This is a genomic window from Methylobacterium sp. GC_Met_2, assembly GCF_026540795.1.
GTDB lineage: Bacteria > Pseudomonadota > Alphaproteobacteria > Rhizobiales > Beijerinckiaceae > Methylobacterium.
Genome location: NZ_JALNUM010000038.1, coordinates 1 through 22,482, shown reverse-complemented (window position 1 = coordinate 22,482; position 22,482 = coordinate 1). Strand labels below are relative to the sequence as shown.

Annotated in this window: 15 protein-coding genes and 2 pseudogenes; 4 read left to right on the top strand and 13 right to left on the bottom strand. The window is 68.2% G+C overall.

Annotation, left to right across the window (positions count from 1 at the left end):
- Window positions 1-382 precede the first annotated feature (382 nt).
- The 6 genes from OXS49_RS14855 to OXS49_RS14830 all read right to left on the bottom strand — a co-directional run bounded on the left by OXS49_RS14855 (window position 383) and on the right by OXS49_RS14830 (window position 7,719).
- Window positions 383-3,121, bottom strand: a complete 2,739-nt coding sequence (locus OXS49_RS14855; RefSeq protein ID WP_267425225.1) for a PAS domain-containing protein — start codon at window positions 3,119-3,121, stop codon at window positions 383-385.
- A 450-nt stretch (window positions 3,122-3,571) separates the two neighbouring features.
- Window positions 3,572-3,961 carry a hotdog domain-containing protein gene (locus OXS49_RS14850; protein ID WP_243998686.1) on the bottom strand — a complete coding sequence of 130 codons (390 nt, stop codon included), beginning with the start codon at window positions 3,959-3,961 and terminating at the stop codon, window positions 3,572-3,574.
- 73 nt (window positions 3,962-4,034) lie between these two features.
- Window positions 4,035-4,757, bottom strand: coding sequence for a hypothetical protein (locus OXS49_RS14845; RefSeq protein WP_267425221.1), 723 nt, complete (start codon window positions 4,755-4,757; stop codon window positions 4,035-4,037).
- Window positions 4,757-5,008 carry a hypothetical protein gene (locus OXS49_RS14840; RefSeq protein WP_267425219.1) on the bottom strand — a complete coding sequence of 84 codons (252 nt, stop codon included), beginning with the start codon at window positions 5,006-5,008 and terminating at the stop codon, window positions 4,757-4,759. The genes OXS49_RS14845 and OXS49_RS14840 overlap by 1 nt, the downstream gene beginning before the upstream one ends.
- A gap of 172 nt (window positions 5,009-5,180) precedes the next feature.
- Entirely contained in the window at window positions 5,181-6,197 is a 1,017-nt protein-coding gene (locus OXS49_RS14835) for a phosphoesterase (protein WP_267425217.1), read from the bottom strand.
- Between the two features lie 430 nt (window positions 6,198-6,627).
- The gene (locus OXS49_RS14830; protein WP_267425215.1) at window positions 6,628-7,719 is read right to left on the bottom strand and encodes a catalase family protein; all 1,092 of its coding nucleotides are present in this window, start codon (window positions 7,717-7,719) and stop codon (window positions 6,628-6,630) included.
- A 133-nt stretch (window positions 7,720-7,852) separates the two neighbouring features.
- On the opposite strand from OXS49_RS14830, the gene OXS49_RS14825 reads away from it, so the two are divergent.
- Window positions 7,853-8,263, top strand: coding sequence for a response regulator (locus OXS49_RS14825; RefSeq protein ID WP_267425213.1), 411 nt, complete (start codon window positions 7,853-7,855; stop codon window positions 8,261-8,263).
- Between the two features lie 51 nt (window positions 8,264-8,314).
- Here the strand turns inward: OXS49_RS14825 and OXS49_RS14820 are convergent, their stop codons facing one another.
- Window positions 8,315-9,187, bottom strand: coding sequence for a type 1 glutamine amidotransferase (locus OXS49_RS14820; RefSeq protein WP_267425212.1), 873 nt, complete (start codon window positions 9,185-9,187; stop codon window positions 8,315-8,317).
- A 1,047-nt stretch (window positions 9,188-10,234) separates the two neighbouring features.
- Between OXS49_RS14820 and OXS49_RS14810 the strand changes: the two genes are divergently transcribed.
- Both OXS49_RS14810 and OXS49_RS14805 read left to right on the top strand, forming a co-directional pair.
- Complete coding sequence (locus OXS49_RS14810) at window positions 10,235-11,239, top strand: HWE histidine kinase domain-containing protein (RefSeq protein WP_267425210.1); 1,005 nt, start codon at window positions 10,235-10,237, stop codon at window positions 11,237-11,239.
- Window positions 11,240-11,426: 187 nt separating this feature from the next.
- On the top strand, window positions 11,427-14,462 hold the full coding sequence (locus OXS49_RS14805; protein WP_267425208.1) for a PAS domain S-box protein: 3,036 nt from the start codon (window positions 11,427-11,429) through the stop codon (window positions 14,460-14,462).
- 119 nt (window positions 14,463-14,581) lie between these two features.
- On the opposite strand, the pseudogene OXS49_RS14800 reads toward OXS49_RS14805, so the two are convergent.
- The 5 genes and pseudogenes from OXS49_RS14800 to OXS49_RS14780 form a co-directional block, all read right to left on the bottom strand.
- Window positions 14,582-14,893, bottom strand: a pseudogene (locus tag OXS49_RS14800) (response regulator); the annotation flags it as partial.
- 9 nt (window positions 14,894-14,902) lie between these two features.
- Window positions 14,903-15,142: pseudogene (locus tag OXS49_RS14795) on the bottom strand (PAS domain-containing protein); the annotation flags it as partial.
- Window positions 15,143-15,445: 303 nt separating this feature from the next.
- Window positions 15,446-17,170, bottom strand: a complete 1,725-nt coding sequence (locus OXS49_RS14790; protein ID WP_267425206.1) for a response regulator — start codon at window positions 17,168-17,170, stop codon at window positions 15,446-15,448.
- A complete protein-coding gene (locus OXS49_RS14785) occupies window positions 17,167-17,628 on the bottom strand; it encodes a response regulator (RefSeq protein ID WP_244004711.1) in 462 nt (153 codons plus the stop codon). The genes OXS49_RS14790 and OXS49_RS14785 overlap by 4 nt, the downstream gene beginning before the upstream one ends.
- A gap of 1 nt (window position 17,629) precedes the next feature.
- On the bottom strand, window positions 17,630-19,888 hold the full coding sequence (locus OXS49_RS14780) for an ATP-binding protein (protein ID WP_267425204.1): 2,259 nt from the start codon (window positions 19,886-19,888) through the stop codon (window positions 17,630-17,632).
- Window positions 19,889-19,914: 26 nt separating this feature from the next.
- Between OXS49_RS14780 and OXS49_RS14775 the strand changes: the two genes are divergently transcribed.
- Entirely contained in the window at window positions 19,915-22,119 is a 2,205-nt protein-coding gene (locus tag OXS49_RS14775) for an ATP-binding protein (protein WP_313901782.1), read from the top strand.
- A gap of 32 nt (window positions 22,120-22,151) precedes the next feature.
- On the opposite strand, the gene OXS49_RS14770 is transcribed toward OXS49_RS14775, so the two are convergent.
- Window positions 22,152-22,388, bottom strand: a complete 237-nt coding sequence (locus tag OXS49_RS14770) for a DUF4113 domain-containing protein (protein WP_267425203.1) — start codon at window positions 22,386-22,388, stop codon at window positions 22,152-22,154.
- Window positions 22,389-22,482 lie beyond the last annotated feature (94 nt).

Sequence of the window (22,482 nt, the reverse complement as noted above, 5' to 3'; positions counted from 1 at the left end):
GGCGTGGAACCCATACGTGCGAAAATTCGCTCCACCCGCCCGAAGCGCCAGGCCAGCGTCCGACGGACGCCGCGCAATCGGCCGAGTGTCTGGAGGCGATCCGGCACGAACCCCTGACGCTCTCGGCGCAGAGGTCGGGCAGATCATTGCCGTCAGGCTGTTGACGCGCCCATGACCGGCATCTCCCCGTCGGATAACGCTACATCCGACCGGTTTGGGACCTGCCGATCTCGACCATGGACTTCCCGGTGTCGGTCAACCACTAGCGGCATCCCCGGCTTGCGCATCCGTGCGAAAACGGGACGTGGCGTTCGTGGCATCACCGCCTGCGATGCGGCGTCGGCCACCTTGCGTCGGCCGTCCCGGCGAGCCATCGGCGGCCTCAGTGCCCGGCGGTCGGCGCATCCTCCGCCTGAAGGCCCGTGAGGGGGGCGTCGATCAGGCATACGACGCCGGCTGCCGGGTACGAGAGATCCACCTCGCCGCCAAAGTTTCCCGCGAGCCCCCGCCCAATCAGCCTGGACCCGAACCCGGTCCGCGTCGGCGGTACGACCACCGGACCGCCCTGCTCCGACCAACGCAGGACGCAGTGTGGCTCGCCACCGTTCTGGCGCAGCGACCAGACAACCGACACCTTGCCGATCGCCGTGGATAGGGCCCCGTATTTGGCCGCGTTGGTGGCGAGCTCGTGCAGCATCAGCGACAGCGACATCGCCGCCTTCGAGCCGACCGTGAAGCTCGGCCCTTCCAGGACGAAGCGACCCGCGTTGTCCTCGTGGTTCCGCAAGGCGTTCCGGATTAGAGTCTCGATGGGGGCGGAGCCCACCGTGCCGTCGAGCAGCAGGTCATGGGACTTGCTGAGCGCGATGAGCCGGCCCGCGAGGGTCTCCTTGGCCGCGTCCAGGTCGGTCGCCGTGCGCATGGTCTGGGTGGCGATGGACTGCACCATCGCCAGCATGTTCTTCATGCGGTGGCTGAGTTCGAGGTTGAGCGTCGTCTGCCGCTCCTCCGCCTCAATACGCGCCATGGCCGCTCGGGTCCGGTCCGCGATGGTGTTGGCGAAGCCGATCTCCGCCGGTGTCCAGGCGTAGGGGGCGTCCTTCAGGGCGTAGAGCAGCGCGACGAACCGGCCGTGCTCCATGAGCGGCAGGTTGAGCAGTGAGCGGACATGGATGGCAGCGAGGGCCGCGGCGTCCTCGGATGTCCGAGGATCCTCGGTCACGTCGTCGATGATGACCGCGTGGCCGCCCTTGAGGTTCTCGATGTACGAGCCGTAATCCCGGAACGCGTGAATGCCGTTGACCGACGGCAATCCCGATGCGGTCCAGCCTTGCCCGACGTCGATGGTCTCGCTGTCGTGGCGGACCGACCCGTATCCGGCATGGGACAATCCGAGGGTGCGCCCGAGGATCTCCGCAGCAACCTTGGCGCTCTCCGCCCGGTTGTCCGTGTTGCGCAGCCGGTCGCCGAGTTCAGCAAGAGCGGCGCGCATGGCGTCAGCCCGCTTGCGCTCAGAGACGTCGATAAACATCGCGGCGAAGCGTTGCTCGGTCTCGCGGTAGGCCCGGACTTCGAAGGTGCGCCGCAGCTCGGGCACCGCGATTTCGAAGACCTCGGGCGTCCCGGTGTCGACCACCCGCGCGTAGGTCTCGATCACCCAGTCCGGGATGTCCGAGATGGTCTCCCGCAAGCTCCGGCCCACGGTCTCGACCGGTAGTCCAGATTGGGCCGCGAAGGCGGGGTTGATCTCGACGAATCGGTAATCGACCGGCTTGCCGTCGGCGTCACGGATGATCTCGCCGCTGAAGAAGCCCTCCTGCATGCCCTCAAACAGGCCGCGCCAGCGTTTCTCGCTTTCGGTGACAAGCTGGTCCGATGCCCGCTGCTTGGTGATGTCGCGCGAGACCACAAGGAGCCGCTCGGGGCGGCCCTCGGCGTCGCGAATCGGGGTGACCTGCACGTCCCACCACTTGGGCGTGCCCTTGAGCGTTTCGGCCGGTGCCTGGAAATGCCCAGTGCCGCCAGCCAGCGCCGCCCAGAACGCCGCCCTCGCGTCGTCCCGTGACTTCCCCTGCCAGAAACCGGTCCAGTCGCAGCCCCTGACCTGGTTGAAGTCATCGGCCTCGATAACGGCCAAGCCACCATCGTTCATGAAGGTCAGCCGGGCGTTCGGGTCGAGCACCTTGATGCAGTCGGCCGACGAGGACAGCACGCCCCGCATGAACGCGGCGTCAGCCGCCTCCTTGGCGGCGGCGTTCCGCTGGCTGGTGCGGTCCCGGAGGATTTTGAGGAAGCCCTCGTGCCGGCCATGCTCGTCCCAGAGCGGCATCATCTCGCCGTTGGCCCAGAAGCGCTCGCCGCTCTTGCGGATGTGCCAGCGCTCGTCGGTGCCGCACCCGTGCAGGAGTGCGGAGGCCATCTCCTGCTCGGGGATGCCAGCGTAGACGTCCTCCTCGGTGAAGAATACGTGAACCGGCTTGCCGCACATCTCGGCCTCGTCCCAACCGAGGATGTGTTCGGCGCCAGGGGACCAACTCGTGACCAAGCCTTTCAAGTCCAGCGAGACGATGGCGTAGTCGACTGCGCTCTGCAGGATGGCCTTGTTGCGTCGGTCGCTCTCCCGGCGTTGCCGGAGGGAGCGCCGCAGTTCCAGGACCGTGATCACTTGGCGTGACAGGGTGCGGAGCACGAACGCCTGGGAAGGCGTGAGCTTGTTGGGCTTGGTGTCGAGGACGCACAGGGCGCCTAGGGACACGCCATCGGGCGTGATCAGCGGCGCGCCCGCGTAGAAGCGGACCTGGGGGCCTCCGGTGACGAGCGGGTTGGAGGCCGTGCGACGGTCCCGGGTCAAGTCCTCGATCTCGAAGATGTCGTCCTGTTGCGCGGCGTAGGCGCAGATCGACTGCGACAGGGGCGTCTCGTCCTGGCCGAAGCCGACCTCGGCCTTGAACCACTGCCGCTCGCCGTCGAGGAGAGAGATCAGTGAGACTGGCATGCCGCAGACCTCGGACGCGACCTTCACGATGTCCTGGAACTCGGCCTCGGCAGGCGTGTCGAGGATGCCGTAGTCGGCCAATGCCACCTGTCTACGGTCTTCGACCTGCGGATTCCGACCGAACATCCCTCGCTCACCGCTCCTTGCGACTCCGTCGCGGGTCCTTGCCAAACCAGGGGAAAACCCAATCCCGACCGCTCAACGTCCCCTTCGTTCCGTACGTCCACCATATCCCGAAGGCGTCTCGCGCGTCTCGCGCAAGGCCACGACCGCGACGGAAAGACCGTGGGGCGTTCAACCCGTAAGCGCGGCCTTCGTCTCCCCGGGTGGAGGGTTGGAACGCGCCGTGGAGGCCGATCCTGGCCGCGGCACCGGTGCCTTTCCCGGTGCCGCCGAAGCAGGCGGACCCTGGACGTCGCGCCCGATGCCCGCAGCTGCATCACCGCTCGACAGGATCACCTAAGCGACCTGTCCCACGGCGGTCAGAACTACGGCATGGTCCGGTTCGATTTCACCGGGGCCGCCCGCTGCGGTCTCCAAGACGGCGGGTCGCGGCCCATTCCATCGATAGTTCGATCAACCGTCGTTGCCCTGCCGTGGCTTCCCGTCGTCGTCCACGGCGACGGCGGTGAAGACGCCCTCAGTGACCTTCTCCCCATCTCCGCCGATGCGGTCGCGGACCCAAACCTCAACCTTCCCGCCGAACGACATCTCACCCCCGTCCTGGAGAGTGCATGAGCAACGCACCTCGTCACCCACCGCGATGGGTCGGAGGAAGCGCATCGCGTCGATGCTGGCCGTCGCGATGCGTCCCTTCACCCGCTGCGAGGCGAAGGTGCCGCCTGCTAGATCCATCTGGGACACCGTCCAGCCGCCGAAGATCGCACCCGCCGCGTTCGTGTCGCGCGGCATGGCAGTCGTGCGGACATGGGGACCATCCGAGGTTCTTGATGCCGTGTCGCTCATGATGAGTTCCGCGCTCCGGTTCCCTGGTCGCGCCTACCGACCAAACGTCTGCAGGTACATCGGTTTTCCGGGGTCATTCCGCGGCTTCGACGTGCCCTTCGTCGACATCCGCCTCTCCGTCGGCATCGACACCCTCCTCCGGTTGCTCCTCGTCGTCCGTCGCCTCCTGTGCGGTGATGCCGAACCGAGCGGCGATGTCGGGTGCGAATCGCAGCAGATCAGGACGGAGCCGCAGCAGGCTGAGGTCCTTGGACCTCCCCTCCAGCATCACGTCGAAGATGAGTCCTTCGGCCATCCGCATCAAAGTCGCGAACTCGAAGGGGTTCGTAAAGTCGGCGTGACCTGTCCATGTGGGAGGCCGCAACACCGTCTTGAACCGGGCCGTCGCCTTGACCGGCGCTTTCAGCAACGCTTTGGAACCGTTGGCCTTCCCGGCCTTGGCAGCCTCGCGTTGCTTGGGGGTGATCTTCTGCTTGATCTCGCGCAACTCTGTGCGCGGCGAGGAGAAGTGCATCTTCGGTCGGATGCCGGCCGGCCACGTCGCAAGGAAGCGCGCGAAGGTCTCGCGCATGTCCAACCGCTCGGGGTTGAGGCACCAAAAATGCTTGTCGTCGAAGATGAGCCGAACGCCGGTACGCTCGTGGATCCAGAGCACGTCCGCCGCCGAGAAGCGCAGATCGTCGTTCTCAAGCCCCAGCCGGCGCTTCACGTGCTCCGGACATAGGTTCCAGCCGTCGACCCAACGCGCCCGGCTCGCCTCGTGGTCGTCGTAGACACCGCCAACGTGGGTGATCATCACCGCCTCGTCGCCCAGCTCCCTTCGATCCAGCATCTCCGCCGACTGGAGAGATCCCAGATGCTCTTCTTCGTGAGCTCGGGGTTCGGGGCGTTCAGCAACACATACTGCGAGGGATGGAACGACAGCCGGATGTCGTCGGCCCGGGCCTTGGCGCCGAACGCCCGCAACTCGTCATCGCTCTCCGCCACCATGTTGTGGAACTGCGGCATGTCCGGATGGGTCGCATAGGGCGCGATGTCCGACGACATGCGGTACATGTCCAGGTTCTTGAACTTTAGGTAGTCCAGGACGTGGTCGAGCAGTTAGAGGGAACACTTGAGGTCGGGCCCTTCTGCCAGCGCCGTGTGTCCTGCGACTTCAGGTCTGGCCGCCCCATCACCTTGACGGGAAAGCCCAGCCTCAAGGGACGATCATTGCCGGTCATGCCTGCACCTGTGCCTGGGGAAACCCAATTCCCCGAATGAAGTAGTTCCAGTCGGCGTTGCGCAGCGCCCCGCCGGTCGCCTGTGCGTGGCCGTTGCCGTAGCGACCGTCGGCGTTGGCCGGACGATGCTGGGCGAGGAAGGCGATCAGATCCAGCCCACTGGCCGACCTTGCCGCGAAGTGCACCCACCCCGGGCGGTAGCCGGCGTTGGCGGCGATCACGATCTTGTCCTTCAGGCGCCCCCGCCACTGCTGGGCGATCAGGGGGTGGATCTGGCATGGGGAGTCGAGCGAAATCAGCGCGACGTGGCCGCCGATTTTAGGCGGCACGCGTTTGGCCGTGTCCATGGCCATCCGAACCTCGGTCTTGGCCGCATGCAAGGCTCGCGCATCGTCGTCGTCGCCCTTGGTGATGCGCTTCGGGCCGTCGGACGCAAGCAGGAGGCGAAGCGCGGGGCTGGCATCGGCTGCAGCCGTCCGCCTCGGGGCGTTGACGAGCGACGTGGCATCGCGAAGAGCCGTCTTGCCCCAGCGAGCCTGGGCCTCGGCGATCTCGGGGAAGTCGAGGCCCTCCGCCATGTCACCGATCAAGCCCACGGCCGCCAGCCATAGGAGGTCGGCCTGATCTCCGATGGCGCCGGCGGCCCACCAGGCAAGCAAGGCGGTGGTCGGCTCGGGATCGAGGCCGTTTCCGCTGATCGTGACGGCATCCCTCGGTTCGCCGGTTGGGACGTGATGGTCTATGACGAGCGTCGGGCAGCCCGGTAGAACGGGATCGGCTCGGGTGCCGAGGTCGGCGACGATCAGGCCGCCGGGGTTGTCTTCCGCAAGCCGATCGGCAACCTCAGGATCCCACGGCGACTCCCCTTTGCCGACGACGACGGACACCGCGTCCCTTCCAGCCTGCCGGAGGGCGCGGATCAGGATGGCGGCGGCAGTCAGACCGTCCGCGTCGAAGTGGCTGACGACCAGGACGGGCCTACCTGGCTTGAACGTGGCGAGTGCCATCGTCATCGCGTCTCGCGCAGCCGCTCGTACATCGCCGTTCGATGACAAGCTCCCGATCCTCAGCACCCCGGCTATCCTCCCCATTCGACACCCTGGTTTGTATCGGTCGACAGCCGCCTGCCTCGGTCATCGCCGGTGCGGCCCCAGCGCCGCCCCGGACTCGGGCAACGCTCGAACCCGTGATCTGCCGACGACCTCTGGCGGAAAACCTGTGTGTTCCCTCCAGAGCGTGGCGGACGCGAGGGAGTCGGTCCCAACGAGCGCGCTGCCATAGGCTGCGATTCGGGACCTTCGCAGCCTGAGGCGAGGCGGAGAACCGTCCCACCAGTCCCTAGTGCTCTGACGCATTCACTTCGTTCATGCGAGTGAGCACTAGATCTTTGGGTTTGCATCAATTTTTCCAGACTCGGCTGACGCCTCCGTCTGGATCGATGCACTAGGTCATCGGCATCCCGGTGGGTTCGGAGATCTCGGCCCCGTTGCACTGGGACCGGTAGGCGCGCGCGGCGGCGTAGGCAGGCCGGCGTGCACGCATGATCGAGCCAAGCGGCCGATGCGCGGCCAGGCCCATCCACGGATTGAAGGCCATCCTGTCCTCGACCCACTCACGCATGTCGCCCGACCAAGTGTCCTGCGGGAGGGCCGTGATTCGGGCGACGGGCAGGTAGGGGCTTTCGTCCTCGGGCCACATCGCGGCCGCGTCCTCCACCGGCATCGCATCGATGTCTGTTGCCAATTGAGCCCGAAGCTCCCAGGCGGCCGAGCACGTCCGGAAGTAGTCTTGCACGGTCTCGCGGATCGCGTCGGGGTGACCCGACGTGTCGATGGGGCTCCCCGAAAGCGTGACGAGGTCCGACGACACAGGGGAAAGGGCGACCTTGGCGAAGTAGTCGCCGTGGAGCAGCGCCGCCTGGGAGAAGAAGCTGTCGCCGAGGAGATGGGTCTTCGCCTGACCGGCCAGGGTGGTCAGCGTCGCCGATTTGCCTCCGACCATTTCGAGGGCCGCCTCGGCGGTACGCGTCACCCCGGAGAGGACCTTCTTGAGCGGTTCCGCACGGCCCGTGCTGGCGGCCAGGGGCTTCAGCTGCCGGAGGAAGCCCTTTGCGGTACCGATCTGGAACGACGGCGAGTTGCCTAGAACGTAGTTCTGGGTCGTCTCACTCTCGCTGCCGGAAAGGCGTGGCCCTGGTACGTTCAGGACCTTCAGTGCGGCGCCGCGTGGCGTGGAGACGCCGTCATGGAGCACGTCGCCGGGCGTGGTGCTGAACCGAAGGATGGCGTCATAGCTTGCCGACGAGGCGAACAGGCCCTGAGCGAGCTCCGGGGGCAGGTCGGCGAGCACCTCGAACCTTGCGCGGAGGTAGCCATGCGCCTTTGCATGGACCGCGCGATGGGCGTAGCCGGTGTCCGCGTGGGTCTTCCGCTGGATGGCTAGCATGGCCTCGGTCAGGGCCCGTTGCGTCTCGCCCTCGTCCTCTGGGATGACCTCGAAGGCGGGGTCGAACCGGAGCGGGGGATGCTGAGCCATCGATTCCAACGTAGGCATCCCGACGGAGTTGCCGGGTCAGTCGAGATGACGCGTGCGCCGGCGGCAAATTAGCCGAAAGGGAATATCGTATCCGGCGGGAGCAACCTTCCGGCGTGCGGTCCATTCCTGCCCCGTGACCCAAGATGCCCGGGGCGATGCGCCCCACGCCCTCGTCGTCGACGACGACTTCCTGATCCTGATGGACGCGACCAGCATCCTGGAGGATGCAGGTTTCCAGGTGCTGGAGGCGACGAACGTCGCTCAGGCCCTCCGGGTGCTCGCCGAGCATCACGAGACGGTCCAGTTGCTCTTCACGGACGTCCACATGCCGGGGGACGCGGATGGCTTCGAGTTGGCGCGCCGGACAGCGGAGAGCTGGCCGCATATCGCGGTCGTGGTCGCCTCCGGACACGCCAAGCCCGGACCCGGGGATCTTCCTGAGGGGTCGACGTTCATCGGCAAGCCGTTCAGCGCCGAGATCGTCCGGCATCACGTCCGCAAGACCCTGCCCGACGAGAGACAGCCTGGGCCGTTGAGGGCCTAAGGCATTGGGGACGGCCATGCCCATCGCATGGTGACGGGAGTCGACGTTCGCCTAGTCTGGCCCAGGATTGAGCTTACGGGCCAGCATGCCGAGGAAATTGCGGATCTCGGCCTGACGGTTAGCCTCATCAGTGACCTGGTCGTCCAAGCCGAGACGCCAAGCGAGGTCCCGCCGCTTGGGCTGCCGGTGTAACGCCTCGACGACGTCGGCTTGGTCCTCGACCTCGCGACGCGACAGCGCCAAGCCCGCCTCGACCAAGTCGTCCGCCTGCCGCCGCAGGGCGCCCGTCACCTCGTCGAGCCCGATCTCCGGATGGTACTGCACGCCCCAGAACGTGCCGCCGTCATGCCGGATCTCCGCGGCCTGGACAACGGTGGATCGGTTGAGCGCGAGCAGAGTCGACCCCTCCGGCAGGGTCTCGACCTCATCGGTGTGGATGCTCGGCGCGTCGTACGAGGCGGGGCGCCCCCTCAGCAGAGGATGGCCGCGCCCCGCCTCGGTCGGAACAATGCGCCGGGCGAAGCCGGCCTCCGGGCCATTGCGGTTCTGCCGGACCGTGCCGCCCGCCGCGACTGTGGCGAGTTGCAGGCCGGCGCACGACCCGAAAGAGGGCGTGCCGGAAGCGAAGACAGCACCCATGAAGGCGAGCGCCCGCCGGACCTCGGGGGTCTCCTCGTACAGAGACAGCGGCGAACCGCTCAAGAAGACGGCATCGTAGTCGCCCAGCGACGCGCCCGCTGGCAGCGCGCCATCCGCGTCGGCTGGCTTGACCCTGTCGCAAGCGGAACCGGGGGCCAGGCTTTCGAGGATCTCCAGGTAGGTCTCACCGGACGAGCGCCCAACGCTCTCGCGCCGCTTCCGACGGGCATCCGGTGGCTCGCTCTCCGCAACGAGAAAACGGAGACCGGATGACGATGACTGCAAGGGTCGATGCCTTCTTGGGTGGGATATGTCCTTAGCGAACCTAAGCCGTCATCCTGTGTTCCTCGCCGGGCGGTCCTGACGCAGGCGTCACCATGGCCGACATTGCCAAACCCGGCGGATCGTCGACCCATGCGGATGCATCCTGTACCGTGCGGCAGCCCACACTAGTGCTCTGACGCATTCACTTCGTTCATGCGAGTGAGCACGAGTTCTTTGGTTTTGCATCAATTTTTCCAGACTCGGCTGACGCCTCCGTCTGGATCGATGAACTAGTGGAGCAGAGGCGAGGGCTGGGTGGCAATTCTGAGTATCCGGATCGATCTCGGACCCAGTTATCGCATAGGTCCGGGCAAGCTGCAGCTTCTGAAGATGATCGCCGAGCATGGCTCAATTTCCGCGGCGGGATGGGCACTCGGGATGTCGTATCGTCGGGAGGAGCTGTTGATAGAGTCGATGAACGGTGGCTTCAGGCGACCTGTGGTAGAGGCGCAGATCATCGGCAAGGCCGGCGGAGGTGCGCGCCTGTCGTCCTTTGGCGCAGATCTCATTGCCCAACACCGCGCTATCGAGCGAGCCGCCAACAAGGCTGCGACGCCATTTCTCGATCGGATCGCCGCGCCTGCCCAAGGCAAAGACGCCGTGCCGCCGACAACCATCTCTGAACCGAACGCGCAAGATCCGACAGGCTGTTATATCCGACCTGATACAGCGCCTGCTTCTGCCAACCCTCGCCCAGGAGCGGACCGTCGTAAAACCACCCTTGGCGGTTCCCCGCGAGGCCCACTACCGGGGATGATGAGGGTAAGAACCCACGGTCTTATCGGGTCGTTTGGCGTCTGTCCGCTGAGGAGCGGCAAGGTTTGGAAGCGGACATCGCCGTCACGCTAAGACGTATAATCAGGCGTGACGGATCGGGCGCGTCACCGTGGAGGGCCGGGCACGCGAACCGCGGGGCGTTCGACCGATTGTATCCCCGACGGATACCCGAAGGCCCGGTCGCGCGGCGCGGGCATCCCGGGACGAGCACGCGTCCAGGAGCCGTATCGAGTGTCGCTCGCGAAAGATGACGGGTCGGTCGGCATCGACCTCAGGCTGCTCCGCGCGGCGGTCGATGCCACCGGCGAGGCCATCCTTATCACCACCGCCGAACTCGACGAACCCGGGCCGGTCATCGTCTACGCCAACCCGGCTTTCACGAGGCTGTCGGGATACGATGCGTCGGAAGTCGTCGGCCGCAGCCCTCGGTTCCTGCAGGGAGAGGCCACGGACCGCGCCGCTCTGGCCCCGATGCGCACGGCGCTGGCGGTGGGCGAGGCGTTCCAGGGCGAGGCGCTGAACTACCGCAAGGACGGCTCGACCTACACGGTCGAGTGGCTGGTCACGCCGGTTCGCGACGGGGACAGCCGCATCACGCACTGGGTCTCGGCGCAGCGCGACGTCACCGGGCGCCGTGCCTTCGAGGACCGCCAGGCGCTGATGGTGCGCGAACTCCACCACCGAGTGAAGAACACCCTGGCGACCGTCCAGGCCGTCCTGAACGCGACGATGCGCTCATCGGTTACCATGGCGGAATTCTCGCGCGCGTTCGGCGGCCGCATCGTGTCGCTGGCCCGGACACACGCGCTGATCACCGAGGACGAGGCGCAGGTCGCCTCGTTCGAGGGTCTGCTCCGTGCCGAACTGGACCCCTACGACGAGGGTGGCCGGATCACCCTCGAAGGAGCGCGGCTCAAGTTGCCCTCCGAGATCGCCGTGCCCGTGAGCATGGCCCTGCACGAGCTGACGACCAACGCGCTGCGCCACGGCGCGCTGGCCCATCCCGGAGGAAGGGTCGTGGTCACCTGGAAGGTGGAGGATACCCCAGAGGGGCCGTGGCTCGCGTGGATCTGGAACGAGCACGACGGTCCACCCCCGACGCTGCCGACGCGAGAGGGTTTCGGGACGCGGCTCCTCAACAAGATCCTGACGGCGCAGGTCGCGGCCGAGGTCGACATCGCCTACGACGCCGACGGCTTGCGGATAGCCGTTCGCCTCCCGCTGGGGCGCCGGTAGTCTCCGTGCGGTCGCCACCGACACTTGCGAGCCGCCGTGCGTCGCCGTTCGCGCGATGCCGTCGAAACGCTTGGACATTCCGACGGGATGCCCCATGCTCGACCGGAGGACAGGCTCGACGGCACGGCGCTCCGGAAGGACCTCGACCCGTGCGAACCTATGCCGATTCCCGCAGCGTGCCCGTGTGATGGACCCTAGTCGCCAAGACGGGACGGAAGCGGCGCGCCTCCGGGCGCTGGACCGCTATCGCCTACTCGACACCCCGCGGGAGCAAGACTTCGACGAGATCGCGGAAGCCGCGGCGGAACTGTGCGAGACGCCCATCGCCGTGGTCAATCTGGTCGGTGACGGGCGCCAGTTCTTCAAGGCCGAGGTTGGGCTCGGCGTCCGTGAGACGCCGCTGGAGAGCTCGTTCTGTCGGCAGGCGCTCCTGCACGACGATTTCCTATACGTGCCCGACGCGGCCCGCGACCCGCGCTTCGCGGGCAATCCCCTGGTCCACGGCGAGCCCGGCCTGCGCTTCTACGCCGGCGCCCTGCTGAGGACGGCGGAGGGGCACCCGGTCGGCACGGTCTGCGTTCTCGACACCAAGCCGCACGCGCTTGCCGAGCGGCAGCGCAAGGGCCTGATGCGCCTCGCCCGCCAGGCCATGGCGCAGATGGAGCTTCGCCGCTCGCTCCGGGAGCAGGCCGAGCAGCGCATGCTGCACGAGCGCATCCTCGACAGCGCCACCGACTACGCCTTCGTCGCCACCGACCCCGAGGGGCGGATCACACGATGGAATGCCGGCGCGGAGCGCATCCTGGGCTGGACCGAGGCCGAGATGCTCGGGCGCCCGGTCGACGCGTTCTTCACGCCGGAGGACCGCGACGTCGACAGGCCCGGGACCGAGATGCGCCTCGCCCTGGAGGACGGCAGCGCCGTCGACGAGCGCTGGCACCTACGCAAGGATGGAACCCGGTTCTGGGCGTCGGGCGAGATGATGCCGCTCCGGACCGACGGTGGCGAGACTGTCGGCTTCCTCAAGATCCTGCGCGACCGGACCGACCAGCGCGAGGCCGGCGCCGCCCTCCATGCCAGCGAGATGCGCTACCGGTCCCTCGTCGAGGTCAGCCCGCAGGTGGTCTGGTTCGGGAATGCCGCAGGCGAGGTCACCTACTGCAACGCGTACTGGTATGACTACACGGGCTTGCTCCAGGGCGAGACTGGCGAGGCGAGTTGGATGGGGGTGATCCATCCCGACCACCGGGAGGCGACCCGCGCGGCGTGGCTCGCCGCCGCCGGGTCGGGGCGCCCCTACGAGGTCGAGTTCCTCCTGCGCCGGGCCGACGGGCAGTACCGCTGGTTCCTGTCGCGGGCGCACCCGGTGCCGCACGCGGCCGGCGGGCCGGCGAGTTGGATCGGCACCTCCATCGACATCCACGAGCGCAAGGTCGCCGAGGAGCGCTTCAAGACCCTCACCGAGCTCGCCCCGGCCATCATCTGGTTCGGGAACCCGGATGGCAGCCTCAGCTACCTGAACGACCGCTGGTACGCCTATACGGGCCAGACCCCGGAGGAAGCGCTGCCGCTCGGCTGGGGCGCCGTGATCCACCCGGACGACCTGCCCGGGCTGCTGCAGGCCTGGGAGCACGCACGGACGAACGAGGTCGTCTATGACACCGAGGCGCGGCTGCGCCGCCACGACGGCGAGTATCGCTGGTTCCTGATTAGGGCGGAGCCGATGCGCGACGGCACCGGCAAGGTCGTCGGCTGGCTCGGCAGCGACAGTGACATCCACGACCGCCGTCAGGCCGAGGACGACCGCCGTCAGGCCGAGGACGACCTCCACCGGGCGCGCGAACAACTGCGCCTTGCGGTCGAGTCGACCGGGACCGGCATCTTCGACTACGACCTCGTCGCCGACAGCCTTGTCTGGGACGCCCGAACCCTTGCCCTGTTCGGACTGCCGCCCGAGGCGGCAGTGAGCTACGACACCTTCCTCGTCGGCCTCCATCCCGACGACCGCGACTGGGTCGACGCGGCGGTGAAGGTGGCTATCGACCCGGCCGGACCCGGGACCTACGACATCGCCTTCCGGGTGATCGGCTTGTCGGATAGGGTCGAGCGCTGGGTGGCGGCCAAGGGGCAGGCCTTCGTCGAGGGGGGGCGGACCGTCCGGTTCATCGGCACGACGCGCGACGTGACAGCGAGCCGCCGGGCCGAGCAGGCCCTGCGCCAGGCCGAGGAGCGCTACAGGCTGGCCGCCCGGGCCACCAACGACGCTATCTGGGATTGGGACCTCGCCACGAACCACGTGAGCTGGAACGAGGCGCTCCACACCGCCCACGGGCATGCGCCCGACGCGGTCGAGCCGACCGGGGACTGGTGGATCGGTCACATCCACACCGACGACCGCGAACGCGTCGACCGCTCGATCCACGCGATCATCGACGGTGACGGGACGGCATGGAGCGACGAGTACCGCTTCCGGCGCGCGGACGGCACCTACGCCGACATTCTCGACCGCGGCTACGTGCTGCGTGACGCGGCCGGCCGGGCCTTGCGGATGATCGGCGCCATGTTCGACATCAGCGAGCGCAAGCGGGCCGAGGAGTACCAGCGGCTACTGACGGGCGAGCTGCAGCACCGGGTGAAGAATACGCTGGCGTTGGTCCAGGCCATCGCCGCCCAGACCTTCCGCAACGTCACCGACACAGAAGCCGCGCGCGAGGCTTTCTCCGCCCGCCTGATCTCGCTCGGGCGGGCGCACGACATCCTGACCCAGGCGAGTTGGACGGAGGCGCCCATCGCCGAGGTCGTGGAGGGCGCGCTCTCGGTTCACCGCGGCGGGGCGGCGTCCCGGATCCGCGCCAGCGGCCCGAACGTGCCCCTTGCCGCCAAGCCGGCCCTTGCCCTGGCGCTGGCCCTGCACGAGCTCGCCACCAACGCGGCCAAGTACGGGGCGCTGTCGAACGAGGCCGGCACGGTCGACCTGCGTTGGCACGTCGTGCACGAGGGCGGGGCGCCCCGCTTCTGCCTGACCTGGTCCGAGCAGGGCGGCCCTCCGATCCTGGCGCAACCGACGCGTCGCGGGTTCGGCTCGCGCCTGATCGAGCGCAGCTTCGCGGCCGAGGTCGGCGGCGACGTCAGGCTGACCTACGCCCAAACCGGGCTCGCCTGCCGCCTGGAAGCGCCCCTGGCCTCGATGCAGGAGGCGGGCGGCGACGAGGCGGCGGCCTGAGGTCGGCATTGTTCCGGCGTCCTCGACCTGAGAAGGTCGCGGACGATGGAGCCGCCAACCGAGCTCACGGCGACAGCCGTCGTCCCATCAGCCGTTTCTGGCTTTGCCAGGTTGGCGACCTTGCGCAGCAGGCGCGACAGGTCCTCGACCGAGTAGGGCTTGTGAAGAAGCTCGAAGCCGTACGTGCCGTTCCGGGCAAGGACGTGACTGTAACCCGAGGCCAGCAGGACGGGCAGGTCGTGATGGCGGCGTCGAATCTCGTGAGCGAGGTCGATGCCGTTCATGCCCGGCATCACCACGTCCGAGAACACGACGTCGAAGCGTTCGGCATCTCGCTCCAGCTCGGCCAACGCCTGCTCCGCGTTCGTGGCCCAGACGGTCCGGTAGCCGAGCTCGGACAGGGTTTGGGGCGCGAATGTCCCGACGTCGATCATGCGCATCGGCGCGCCATCGGGGGCGCGGGTCAACTGGGCGCGGATATGCACCCAGCGGACGTCGCCGGAAGGGGTCAGCGCCCGGTACTCGATGTCGTAATCGCATCCGGTCTGGATGGTGCGCGCGACGGCGGCGCCCATCCGATCCCGGTCATCCGGATGGACGGCGGCGCGAAGCGCCTCGTAGGGGAACGGTTCGTCGGGATCGCGGTCGAAGGTCCTGCGGCACGCCGCGGAGGTGGTCATCTCGCCGCTCGCAAGGTCGAGGCGCCAGACGCCGATGCTCCCCGCGTCGAGGGCGAAGCGAAGTTCGGCCATCTCGTCCAGCCGGTCCTCGCCGGCGACGGAAAATTGAGCCGGCGTCATGAACACCCGCGGGTGTTCACGCCGTGCACTTGGGCGGCCAGGGCCCGGAAGCACGGCCCCAGGGGTGAATCGGAAGCGGGCTACGAGGCGGCGTGAGCGACATGGCACAACAATTCAGGGTGCGGGCGACGCGTCAAACGTCCCGAACCTCGGCACGGGACGGATCAAGGGCACTCGGTCGGGTTACGGCATGCCGCCGCGGTCCGATACCAGCCGCAGGCCCAGGGCCGGGCGCTCCGTGAGGGCGAAGGCGACCTTGCGTTCGAGCTCGCCGTCCCGGTACGGCTTGAGGACGACCGCATCCGCCCCATGGGCGCCGGCCTGCGTCAGGGCCGTGGTGTCGGCGAATCCCGTGACGAACAGCACCGGCATCGCTGGCCAGCGCTTGCGAATCTCAAGGGCCGCCTCGGCGCCGTTCATGCCCGGCATGGCGAAGTCGAGCACGACGAGGTCGACGCACGGGTCCGCCTCCAGGGAGGCCAGCGCCTGCAGGCCCGAGGCCGCCTCGCGCACCTCGTGCCCGGCCTCCGAGAGCCTAGTCACGGTGACCTCCCGGACCTCGGCGTCGTCGTCCACGACAAGGAGCGTCGGGCGGCCACCCGGCGGATGCGTCCGCGTGCAATCGATCGGCGCGGCCTTTGCCGTAGCGGCCGGCTCCCCCTCGATCCGGGGCAGGTAGACTTTGATCGAGGTGCCCTCGCCGAGCGTCGTGTCGATGCGGATGCCGCCGCCCGACTGCTTCACGAACCCGAAGACCTGCGCCAGCCCGAGGCCGGAGCCCTTACCGACCTCCTTGGTCGTGAAGAACGGCTCGAACACTCGGGCGAGCACCTCTGGCCGCATGCCGGTCCCTGTGTCGCTTACGGCCACCATGACGTACTCGCCCGGCTGGGGCTGCTCCGGCCGGCTTGGGGCGCCGGTGACGATGACGTTGGCGGTCTCGATTGTGAGGCGCCCGCCCACCGCCATCGCGTCGCGGGCGTTGATGGCCAGGTTCAGGATGACGAGCTCGATCTGCGTCGCGTCGACCAGCGCTGGCCACAGGTCGGCCTGCAACGTGGTCTCGATCTGCACCGCCCCGCCGATGGAGCTCTGCAGAAGGTCGCGCATCGAGGCGACGGTGTCGTTCAGGCCGACGGGCGTCGGCTCCAGCCGCTGGCGGCGCGAGAAGGCGAGAAGTTGTGCCGTGAGGCGGGCGCCGCGGTCGGCCGCCCCCTTCATCATCGCGAGCCGGCGCTTCGAGCGGTCGTCCGAGACCGCACGCTCCAGGAACTCAATGTTGCCGGAGATGACGGTGAGCAGGTTGTTGAAGTCGTGCGCGACTCCGGAGGTCAATTGCCCGACCGCCTCAAGCCGCTGGTTCAGCCGCAGGGCGTCCTCGACCCGCTCGCGCTCGCCGATCTCGCGCTTCAGTTCGGCGTTGGCCTCGGCGAGCTCGCGGGTCCGCTCGGCGATGCGCGCCTCCAGCGTCTCGTTGAGGGCTTGAAGGGCGGTCTCGGCCGCGCGTCTGTCGGTGCGACCGCGCGCTTCAGTCAAGGCGCGCACGACGGTGCGGGCCATGCGATCGAGGCGCTGCTTGGTGACGTAGTCGGTGGCGCCGTTCTTCAGCGCCTCGACCGCTACTTCCTCGCCGAGCGTCCCCGAGCAGAAGATGAACGGGATGTCCGGGCACTGCTCGCGGGCGATGCCGAGGGCGCTGACGCCGTCGAAGGTCGGCAGGACGTAGTCCGCCAGGATGAGGTCGTGCCGGCCGGGCAGCGCCGTCGCGGCGAACGCGTCGCGCGTCATCACCCGCTCGATCACGAACGGGTGGCCGAGGTTGTCCAGCTCGGCCTCGATGAGCTCCGCGTCGAGGTCGCTGTCCTCCAAGTGCAGGATTCGCAGCGGACCGGCGGAGGGTCCGATCACCCGTTCGATGGCCAGCCTCCCTTGTGCGGTGGCGCCTCGTTGAGCAGCGCCCAGAAGACGCCGAGCTCCTTGATGGCGGCGAAGAACTCGTCGAAGGCGACCGGCTTCACCACGAAGGCGTTCACCCCGAGGTCGTAGGAACGGACGACGTCGGTTTCCTCGCGGGAGGAGGTCAGCATCACCACCGGGATGCCGCGGGTTACAGGATCGCCCTTCACCTTCGCGAGCACCTCAAGACCGTCGACCTTGGGCAGCTTGAGGTCGAGCAGCACCACCGCCGGGTCCTGGACCTGCCGGTTCTCGTGTGGCCCGCGGCGGTAGATGAAGTCGAGCGCCTCCGCCCCGTCGCGGCAGATGACGATCTGATTCGCGAGCTGGCTCGATTCCAGCGCCGCTAGGGTCAGCTCGATGTCGTTGGGGTTGTCCTCGACGAGGAGGATCGGCTTCAGGCCGGCCATGTCAGCGTGCCTCCTCTCGGAGCGGTAGGGTGAAGGTGAAGGTCGCTCCCTCGCCGAGCCTGCCGTCGGCCCAGGCCCTGCCGCCGTGGCGCTCGACAATGCGGCGCACGTTGGCGAGCCCGATGCCGGTGCCCTCGAACTCCTCGACCCGGTGCAGGCGCTGGAATACTCCGAACAGCTTGTCGACGTAGGCCATGTCGAAGCCGACGCCGTTGTCGCGCACGAAGAATACCGCCTCGCCATCCTGCGGCGGCAGGCGCCCGATCTCGATGACCGCCTCGGGCCGGTCGCGGGTGTACTTCACAGCGTTCGAGAGCAGGTTCTCGATGACGAGCCGCAGCATGAACGGGTCGGCGTAGACACGCCCGAGCGCGCCGACTTCCCAGCGGACGGCCCGCCCTGGGGCGACGTCGCGCTCGACCTTGCGGCGCACCTCGTCCACCAGGGGGTTCATCTCGCCCGAGTTCTTATTCAGGGCATGCCGGCCCATCTGCGAGAAGGTCAGCAGGTTGTCGACCAGCGTCCCGGCCGAGAGGGCGGCCTCGATGATGGTGTCGACGTAGTGCCGGCCCTTCTCGGAGAGGTTCTGACCCTCGCGGGTTTTGAGCAGGTTCGAGTAACCGACGATGTGCCGGAACGGCGCCCGCAAGTCGTGGCTCACCGAGTACGAAAAGGCCTCCAGCTCCTTGTTCGAGCGCTGGAGCTCCTCGCTCATCGCGGCGAGCTCCTCGGCCCGGCGCAGCACGATGCCGAGCACCGAGGCGCGCAGGTCCTTGGCCGCCTCGACCTCCGGGACGGACCATGGCAGCGACCGGCCCTGCACCGTCTCCTTCCAGATCTCGAAGGACTTGCGCGGGTGCAGGCGGTCCGGCCCGCCTTGCGGGTCCGGCACCGCCGGCTTGACCGGATTGCCGCCCCACTTGACCGTCCGGACCACCTCGGGCCTGAACCACAGGATGTAGCTCGCGTACTTCTTCGAGATAGAAATCGCGAGGAGCCCGCTGGCCCGGTCCGCGTAGGCTTCCGCCCCGGGGATGGCCTCCGACAGGGCCTCGGACCCGTAGACCTCGTCGGTGTCGCCGCGCGCCGACAGCCAATCGTACATGGCCCGCACATCTCGCTCGTCCGGCGTCGTGCCCATGAGCCGGCAGCGGTCCGCGGTCACGACGGCCGCGCCGGCGGCGTTCACCAGGGCGATGACGTCGTCAGGATGGTTGAGGAGGCCGTCGACGAAGCTGTCCTCCTCCGCCATGAACCCGAGGAGTCGCGCCTGCACCTGCCCGAGGGCCAACCGCTGCTCGGCCTGGGCGCCGCGCTCGCGCGCCGAGAGTTGCAGGGCAAAAATCTGGGTGAGCACGTCGCAGGCGTTGCGGGCGTGCAGCGGCACGCGCTTGGGCTCGGCGTTGTGGCAGGAGATCAAGCCCCACAGGGCGCCATCGATCAGGATGGACACCGACATGGAGGCCATCGTGCCCATGTTGCGCATGTACTCGACGTGGACCGGCGAGACGGAGCGCAGGACGGACTGGCTGAGGTCGAGCGGCTTACCCGAGGGCGTCGCCGCTGGCCGAATCGGCACGGGCGCGTAGCCCGCGTCCGGGATGATGCGCATGCGGTTGCGGCGGTAGAGCTCGCGCGCCTGGGCCGGGATGTCCGAGGCCGGGAAGCGCAGGTCGAGGTAGCTCGGCAGCGCACCGTTGCCATCCTCGGCCAGCACGGTGCCGTGCCAGTCCCGGTCGAACCGGTAGACCAGCGCCCGGTCGAGGCCGGTGACGGCGCGGATATCCTCGGCGACGAGCTGGCAGAGTTCCTCGACGCCCCGAGCTGCGTGCAGCCGCTCGACGAAGGTGCGCAGCCGCGGCGTGAGCACATCGAGTCCAAGGTCCGTTGCCGCGGCGTCGACCTCCTCCAGTTCCAGCACCACCAGACCATCGACGCGGTGCGCCGCGACCTCGTAGGTCAGGCGCGCGGCGTCGGACGTGAGCGTCACGGTGCGGAGGTAAGCTGCGCCCGTTTGCTGGCCGGCATCGTCGAGATGGCGACGGACGATGGCCGCGAGGTGCGGGAACACCGCGTCGAGGGCCATGCCGACGACCGCCTCGGCCGGGGCGTTGGCGCTGGCCTGCACGACGGTCAGGGACGGCGGGTCGAGGACGAGAAGGAAGCCGTGCGGCTGGACGCTGCCGACGACGTGGATCGGCTCGCGGTCGCATGCCGTGAGGTCGACCCGCTGCTGGACCTGTTCGCTCGGCTGGCTCAAGGAGATCGCATCCCGGTGTGGGCCGGATGCGGACCCTCGGGCTCCTTTCACCAGCGCGCTTCCAGGCTCCATATAGTCACAAAGCACCGATACGGAACTTGTCCCTGGCGCTTGGGTCCCGGTTCAATCTGTCGCGCGCCGGTCTTCCCCGGTCTCGGCTTGACCGTTCGACCCGTCATCGACACGCTCCCGCCATGCCACCGGGTACAGACGACCGCATCCGCGCGGAGGCTCTTGCCGGCTACGCGATCCTCGATACGCCGCCGGAGCCTGCCTTCGACGACATCGCCCTGCTCGCCTCCCAGGTGTGCGGGACGACGATGGCGTTGGTCTCGCTCGTCGACGAGGACCGCCAGTGGTTCAAGGCGCGTATCGGCTTCGCGGCATGCGAGACTGACCTGGCCCGGTCGGTGTGTGTCCACGCCATCGCCGAGACTGGCCTCACGGTCATCCCGGACCTCGCCAGCGATCCCCGCACCCGGGCCACCCCGGTCGTGACCGATCCGGGCGGCCTGCGCTTCTACGCGGGCGCGCCCCTCGCGACCGCGGAGGGCGTGGCCATCGGCACCCTGTGCGTGCTCGACACCGTCCCGCGACCCGACGGCCTGACGCCGGACCAAGCCTCCGGGCTGGCGATGCTTGGCCGGCAGGTCATGGCGCAACTCGAACTGCGCCGCTCGGTCGCCGACCTCGCCGTCAGGACCGCGAGACTGCGCGAGAGCGAGAGCCGCCTGCGCACCGTTTTCCAGACCATCTACCAGCTGCAAGGACTCCTGAGCCCCGAGGGCACCGTCCTCGACGTCAACGAGACGGCCCTGAGAGCGGTGGAACGGCGGCTCGACGAGGTCGTCGGCAAGCCGTTCTGGGAAGGGCCGTGGTTCGCGGCGACGCCGGGATTGCCCGACAGGCTACGGGCCTCGGTGGCGGCTGCGGCCGCCGGTTCCACCGTCCGCGAGGAGATCGAGGCACGGCTGCCGGACGGGATGCGGACCTTCGAGCTCGCGCTCCTCCCGGTGCCGGGACCCGACGGCGCCACCACCCTCGTGGTGGTCGAGGCCGTCGACCTGACCGAGCGTCGCGCCGCCGAGGGGCAGCTGCGGCAGTCCCAGAAAATGGAGGCGGTGGGACAGTTGACTGGCGGAATCGCACACGATTTCAACAATATGCTCGCGGTCATCGTCGGCAGCCTGAACCTGTTGGAGCGGCGGCTGGCCAAGGGCGAGACCGATGTCGGGCGCTATGTCGACGCCGCCCTGGACGGAGCGGGCAGGGCCGCCGCCCTGACCCACCGGCTGCTCGCCTTCTCGCGGCAGCAGCCCCTGGCGCCTGAGGCCATCGATGCGAACCGCATGGTGGCCGGGATGCACGACCTGCTGGTTCGCACGCTCGGGGAGGAGATTCGGGTCGAGACCGTGCTTTCGGCCGGACTGTGGAAGGCCCACGCCGATCCGAGCCAGTTGGAGAACGTGATCCTGAACCTTTGCGTCAACGCCCGGGACGCGATGCCGCTCGGCGGCCGGCTTACCATCGAGACCAACAACGCCCACGTCGATGACGATTACGGGCGCGAGCACGACATCGCGTCCGGGCAGTACGTGCTCGTGGCGGTGTCGGACACTGGCACCGGCATGGCCGCCGACGTGGTCGCCAAGGCGTTCGACCCGTTCTTCACCACCAAGGCGCCGGGCAAGGGCACCGGGCTCGGCCTCAGCCAGGTGTTCGGGTTCGTGCGGCAATCAGGCGGCCACGTGAAGATCTACTCCGAGGCCGGCCACGGCACGACGCTCAAGATCTACCTCCCGCGCTTCCACGGCCCGGAGGAGGCGCCGCCCGAAGCCCCGCGCCGGGCCGGACGCGGCTCGCACGGCACCGAGACCATCCTCGTGGTGGAGGACGACGAACGCATGCGCGCCTGCTCGGTAGAGTCCCTGCGGGAGCTCGGCTACGACGTCTCACACGCCCCGGGCGGCGCGGACGCCCTGCGCATGTTCGAGGCGGGACGGACCTTCGACCTGCTGTTCACGGACATCGTTATGCCCGGGATGACCGGGCGGCAGCTGGCCGACCTAGCGCTCGCCCAGGTGCCCAGCATGCGGGTGCTCTACACGACCGGCTACACCCGCAACGCGGTGGTCCATAACAGCGTGATCGACCCTGGTACCCACCTGCTGCCCAAGCCCTACGGCATCGACCAGCTCGCCGAGAAGGTTCGGACGGTCCTCGACGGCTGACACTCTTTGCGCTCCACGCGACGGTATCCTCCTCAGGCCGCGACGACCGGGATTTTCTCCGCCCGGGTCGTATGACGCGGCGAGCGCATCTTGAACCTGGTCAGCCATCTACGCGCCGGCGCGAACCCGGCGGCGGCCGGCACCACCGCCCCGCACCCGAAGCGGCGGTTCCCCGCGTTCAGCGCCGCACCCTGCTTGCGATCGATCAGGTCGAGCCCGGGCATCGCCCGCTGAGAGGGGTGGAGCGGCAGGAGGTCAGTCGTGACCACGCCGGCCTTTGATTAGCGGAAGCCGTCCCGCCGAGTTTTTTGGACGCCGCGCAGGGCGGCCATCACGAGCGAAATGACTGGAATGGGCGCTCAG

Excerpts from the sequence above, each read along its gene's own strand:
- OXS49_RS14855 (WP_267425225.1), bottom strand. The coding sequence starts at position 3,121 with ATGTTCGGTCGGAATCCGCAGGTCGAAGACCGTAGACAGGTGGCATTG.
- OXS49_RS14850 (WP_243998686.1), bottom strand. The coding sequence starts at position 3,961 with ATGAGCGACACGGCATCAAGAACCTCGGATGGTCCCCATGTCCGCACG.
- OXS49_RS14845 (WP_267425221.1), bottom strand. The coding sequence starts at position 4,757 with ATGATCACCCACGTTGGCGGTGTCTACGACGACCACGAGGCGAGCCGG.
- OXS49_RS14840 (WP_267425219.1), bottom strand. The coding sequence starts at position 5,008 with ATGTCGTCGGACATCGCGCCCTATGCGACCCATCCGGACATGCCGCAG.
- OXS49_RS14835 (WP_267425217.1), bottom strand. The coding sequence starts at position 6,197 with ATGACGATGGCACTCGCCACGTTCAAGCCAGGTAGGCCCGTCCTGGTC.
- OXS49_RS14830 (WP_267425215.1), bottom strand. The coding sequence starts at position 7,719 with ATGGCTCAGCATCCCCCGCTCCGGTTCGACCCCGCCTTCGAGGTCATC.
- OXS49_RS14805 (WP_267425208.1), top strand. The coding sequence starts at position 11,427 with ATGGACCCTAGTCGCCAAGACGGGACGGAAGCGGCGCGCCTCCGGGCG.
- OXS49_RS14785 (WP_244004711.1), bottom strand. The coding sequence starts at position 17,628 with ATGGCCGGCCTGAAGCCGATCCTCCTCGTCGAGGACAACCCCAACGAC.
- OXS49_RS14775 (WP_313901782.1), top strand. The coding sequence starts at position 19,915 with ATGCGGACCCTCGGGCTCCTTTCACCAGCGCGCTTCCAGGCTCCATAT.